General features: G+C 57.9%; 4 protein-coding genes and 1 pseudogene. 3 read left to right on the top strand and 2 right to left on the bottom strand.

Annotated elements, in window-relative coordinates; genetic code table 11:
- Together WCA53_RS17170 and WCA53_RS17165 are read left to right on the top strand one after the other, a co-directional pair.
- Positions 1-374, top strand: a pseudogene (locus WCA53_RS17170) (MFS transporter); the annotation flags it as partial.
- A 55-nt stretch (positions 375-429) separates the two neighbouring features.
- Positions 430-1275, top strand: a complete 846-nt coding sequence (locus WCA53_RS17165) for an IclR family transcriptional regulator (RefSeq protein WP_423912942.1) — start codon at positions 430-432, stop codon at positions 1273-1275.
- A gap of 26 nt (positions 1276-1301) precedes the next feature.
- Here WCA53_RS17165 and WCA53_RS17160 read toward each other — a convergent pair whose 3' ends face one another.
- A complete protein-coding gene (locus WCA53_RS17160; RefSeq protein ID WP_423912937.1) occupies positions 1302-1940 on the bottom strand; it encodes a glutathione S-transferase family protein in 639 nt (212 codons plus the stop codon).
- Between the two features lie 329 nt (positions 1941-2269).
- On the opposite strand from WCA53_RS17160, the gene WCA53_RS17155 reads away from it, so the two are divergent.
- Positions 2270-3226 carry a glycosyltransferase family 2 protein gene (locus tag WCA53_RS17155; protein WP_423912933.1) on the top strand — a complete coding sequence of 319 codons (957 nt, stop codon included), beginning with the start codon at positions 2270-2272 and terminating at the stop codon, positions 3224-3226.
- Positions 3227-3951: 725 nt separating this feature from the next.
- Here WCA53_RS17155 and WCA53_RS17150 read toward each other — a convergent pair.
- Positions 3952-4227 (bottom strand): PAAR domain-containing protein, encoded by a 276-nt coding sequence (locus WCA53_RS17150; protein WP_423912930.1) that lies wholly within the window; start codon positions 4225-4227, stop codon positions 3952-3954.
- Positions 4228-4568 lie beyond the last annotated feature (341 nt).

The raw sequence follows: 4568 nt of genomic DNA, 5'->3' as shown, positions 1-4568 counted from the left end.
GCTGGCATCTGGGACTCGCGGTCGGCGTGGGCGGTATCGGCTATATCCTGAGCGCGCTGTTCGCCCATGACACCACCTTCGCCATGATATCGCTCGTGATCGCGGCCGTCGGCGCCATTGGCTGCCTGCCGGTGTTCTGGACCTTGCCGCCCGCCTTCCTGAGCGGCACGGCGGCGGCGGGCGGTATCGCGTTGATCAATTCGATCGGCAATCTGGGCGGCATCATCAGCCCGTATCTGGTCGGCAAGATGGTGGATGTCACGGGCGTGACCTCGGGCGGACTGTACGCGATCGCGGCTGTCATGATCCTCGCAGCCCTGCTGATCCTGTTCGGCCTTCCCGCGCGAATCGCCAAGCGGGACGAGACGCTGTGACCGCATCACGTGGAGTCGATGGGGTACGATGCCCGCGTTCAAACCCCATATCGCTATGAAGACAGTCGTCAAAACCCCTGCTCGCCCGCGTGCCAAAAGCGTCGAAGGCGAATCCGCCCGCAGTCCGAGATACACCGCGCCAGCGCTGGAGAAGGGGCTGGATATCCTGGATGTTCTCGTCGATACCGCCGACGGCTACACGCTCAACGAGCTATCGGTGAAACTGGGCCGAACGGTGAGCGAGATCTTTCGCATGGTCGTGACGCTGGAGCGTCGCGGCTATGTGCAGGGAGACCATAACGACCGCTATACGCTGACGCTGAAGCTATTCGAAATGGCGCATCGGCAGCAGCCTATCCGCTCGCTCACGGCGGTCGCGCTTCCGCTGTTGCGCGATCTCGCGAACCTGACGCGCCAATCATGTCACCTGTCGATTTATCACAGCGGGCGTGTGGCAGTGATTGCGCAGGTGGATAGCCCGGAGCGCTGGTCATTCGGGATGAAGGTCGGCGCGGTGATGGGGCTCACGGATACTTCATCGGGCCACGTGCTCCTGGCCTTTCGCGATCCGGCCGAACGCGCGCGCATGCTCGCCGCACATACGCGCGTGGAGGGTGAAATCGAGATCGGGCATGAGCAGTTGAGCGCGCTACTCGACGACGTACGCGCGAACGGTCACGAGTTCGTGCCAAGCCGGCAGATGCGCGGCGTGACCAACGTTGCGTTCCCTGTGATCGGCAATACCGGCGACGCCATCGCGGCGGTCAACGTGCCCTACCTCGAACGCATCGACCAGAAAATCAATCCGGAGTTTGGCGATGTGTGCCGCATGGTCGGTGAAATGGCCGCGAGGCTGTCGGCGCTGATGGGCTTCAGCGGCTATAACCTCGAGACCGAATAGCGGCCGAGACCGCGCAGCAGACTCGCTCAGGCAATCGTGCTTTGAAATGCAGGACGCGCGGCGAGCTTTTCGTACCACGCTTGAACCGCGGGCAATTGAAGCCGCTTCCCCAGTACGTCCGGGTATTGCTCCGCCAGCCCAAGCCATCGATGCACCGACAGCCCAATTACCATATCCGCCACCGTGAAACCCGTCTGCGTCACGAACGGATGCAGCATGAGTTGTGCATCGAGGATTGATAGATGGTGAGTCGCATCCGCATACGCCTTTCTGATCGCGTCTATATTGCGCTCGGGTTCCGGCGTGCGGGTCAGGCCCAGGAACGCAACGCGCAATGTCGCCCAAAAGGTGATTGATTGCCAGTCCATCCAGCGCTCTACGTCCGCGCGATGTCTCGCATCGGTTGGCAGGAGCGTGTTTGCCCCAAGCGTTGCGGCGAGGTAACGAACGATGGCGTTCGACTCCCACAACACGAAGTCGCCATCCACCAGGGTCGGCACCAGGCCGTTAGGGTTGAGTTTGCGGTACTCCGGGGTATCGACTACGTCGAAATGCAAGCCTGCGTCTATACGCTGATAATCGTGGCCTTCAGAGAGGCCTAACTCGCTTAGGCACCACACTACTTTTTGAACGTTGATCGAACTGCGGCGGCCATAAAGTTGCATTGCGCGGGTCTCCTGTTTGGGTCCCGGATTATATCGCTGGGCGCTTCGGGTCTCGCTGGCGTCGCTCGCGTCGTGCTGCGTGCTCCGTGTGTTCCTGCCTGCGGAAGGTCCAGCTGGCACTCGCTTTTTATTTTCTTTCTTAAGTAAAAAATTAAAAATAAATCGGAAATTGAACCCGCCGATTTAATCGCGTTGACCAAATATTGGGCGAACCGTATAAAACTTCATGCCTTGTGCCGCTGTCGCGGCATCCGTTTGTGCGACGCCTTTTCTCCTGAACGTTTCGTCGTCCACTGTCCCCCGGTCAACCTTTATCGGCTCGCGAGAACATGAAAATCTCTATCTGTCTCCCCACATGCAACCGCCCCGAGCTGCTCATGGAATGCCTTGCGTCTTGTCTCGCTCAAACGCATTCAGACATTGAGATTCTGATCGGCGACGATTCCGGCGATTCACGAACCCAGGCGCTTGTCGGCTCAACGCTGCTTAATGAGTCGCGCGTCGTCTACACCAAAAACGAGCCGCCGCTCGGACAGGCCGATAACGTCGCAAGCCTCTTCAATCGCGCCACCGGAGATAAAATCCTTCTCATCCACGACGACGACGCCCTCAAAATCGACGCCATCGAACAACTGCTTTCAGCCTGGGACGCGCATCCCGATCTGGATATCGCATTCGGCGACCAGTACGAGATGAATGCCGCCGGTCATGTCGATATGGAAGCAAGCGGGAAGCTCAATTCAGACTTTTATCGCACAGAAGCAGCGGCCGGTCTTCAGGTCAAACCCGGACGCACGGGCCTCATTCAAATGATGCCCAACAATGGCTGGCTCGCAAACGCAAGCCTGGTCAAGAAAATCGGCTACAGGAAACAGTACGGCATGTGCTGCGATTTTGTGTTCGGTTCACAAATGTGCCTCGCCGCCAAGAAGGTCTTCTACGTCAAGAAGTACGTGTCGTATTACCGCAAGACCGAGGTATCGATTTCGAACACCACCGCTCGTTCGGTTAACGCAGCGTCGGTGTCCGCGTACACGTTCCTCAAGTCGCTATCGCTCGACAGCAGTCTTGAACCCGCACGCCGGTTAGCACTTAGGCGGCTGGTTCCGATTGTCGTGTCGGTGTATGCGCGCAATCATGAACCCATGCGCGGGCTCAACATCGCGCTCGCCAATCTCCATGCTTACAAGTATGGACTCAGTACGCGGCTCTACTTTCACCTCATGCTCATTGGTAAAGCATTTGCGGCGGCGGGTCGGTATAGAAGCAATGTGCAGAATGGGTAGGGGGCGGCGGTAGCCCTTGGCTTTCATTCTTAAAGTTGTCGACATGAGCACCACTGGCCTCGCCTTACCTCCCGTCCAAGTGCTCGCCACTCCTTCCCGTGAGCACATTGCCAAAGAAGTGGGACGTCCGTACCCAAATACTCTGGGGATAAACAAAGTCCCCCGTATTGGGCGGCGACGGTGCGCATCTCGTCGATCTGCTCATCGAGGTATCGCCGATGCGCACACTCGGGACACCAGACGCCTTGCCGAACGAACCGCGGTAACAACTCAAAGCGGTGTCCCTGCACACAGACGAATATCAGCGGTGAGTAGTGCCCGACAAATGCTGTAGACAAACACTCGCCGCTCCACGCGCGGGCAACGTCACCGACGGCTTCGAACATCCGGGTTTCATAGTCAACCGAAACAACCGATCCGCGGCGTGGCATGGTGGCAATGGCATCCCATACACGCCAGCGGGTCTCCTGCGAAACGGTTGGAGACGAGGCGTTGTATTCGGGGGCTCTGAGCCTCCTAACGTTCGGTTTCATGCGTGAACCTCGCGCCCGTGTCCGCGGACGCCTCGCTTTGAAATAACCCCCAAGCCCTGCCACGCAACCGTTTTCCTCTGGCGTTCCACCTCGCGCCCGTTTGCGGATTGCGATATCTCGTTTCGGTCGCCCGCGCTGGCTTCGTACCTTCCCTTACTCTCCTGTCGCGGTCCGCCGCGTCCTGAAGGGATTTCATGCAAAGTAGTTGATTGTAGATTCAGCAATCACACGATTCGTGCCCTCGGGACAGTCGCACATCACAACGTCGTTATCCAGTACGCCGCGCGTGCGGCCTAAGCCGAAAGTTTCCGCCGTGCCGAAGATCGGCCCGTTCTTCCCGCATCGAGGGCATGACGCGAGATCCATGTGACGTGCAATAGGCCGGCCGTTGTCGAGCGCGGTTTCATCGCCGTCGAGGATCTCACCTCCGGTTGTTGTTGCATTGCCTTTCACTGCCATCTTTTTCATGCTTGCTTCCTTGGGGACTCGAAAAGAGTAACGCTATAAGAATGCCTACGCATCGATCCAGTTCGCACACCGCCTTGACCTATCGGACGTGCCCTAGCGCATCAATTTCGCGAAGACGGTAGCGCGCCCAAAACCGACCGAGAATAGGACAAATCCGAATTGGACAAAATCAAGGTTTTTTTCTTTCGCGACTCAGTTTTCCCATTCGCAAAGATTTCGTCATCGGCTATGGTGCTCGGCTAAGAAACGTTTAGTACGACCATGCACAAGACTTCGCACAATCAGCGAAGTTCCGAGAGATGAGTGAGGGCCGAAGACGATGCGGGATGATTTCAGGAAAG

The sequence above is a fragment of the Caballeronia sp. genome (assembly GCF_049581465.1).
Lineage (GTDB): Bacteria > Pseudomonadota > Gammaproteobacteria > Burkholderiales > Burkholderiaceae > Caballeronia.
This window is presented reverse-complemented; position numbering and strand designations above follow the sequence as displayed.